The sequence below is a fragment of the Brevibacterium rongguiense genome (assembly GCF_009857845.1).
Classification (GTDB): Bacteria; Actinomycetota; Actinomycetes; order Actinomycetales; family Brevibacteriaceae; genus Brevibacterium; species Brevibacterium rongguiense.
On sequence record NZ_WWEQ01000177.1, the window covers coordinates 1 to 248 of the forward strand.

Genomic DNA, 248 nt, shown 5'->3' on the forward strand with positions numbered 1-248 from the left:
GTTCTTCTGGAGCAGTGCGAAGAAGGACTCCATCGCCGCATTGTCGCCGGCGGCGCCGACCTTTCCCATTGAGCCGATGAGGTGGTGACGGTTCAGCGCGTGCACGAACTTCCGCGACCGGAACTGCTTGGGCTCAATCGGTCGTTGCAACACCGTGTTGTTGAAGCGAGCGTAACTGCTCCTCGAAGACTTCCGCGGGAGTGCGCCAGTTCAGGCTTTTCCGTGGCCGGTTGTTGAGCGCGAGAGCG

At 61.3% G+C, this 248-nt stretch carries 1 pseudogene; it reads right to left on the bottom strand.

Going from position 1 to position 248, the window contains the following annotated elements:
* Positions 1-126, bottom strand: a pseudogene (locus GSY69_RS15510) (IS3-like element ISAar45 family transposase); the annotation flags it as partial.
* Between the last annotated feature and the right edge of the window lie 122 nt (positions 127-248).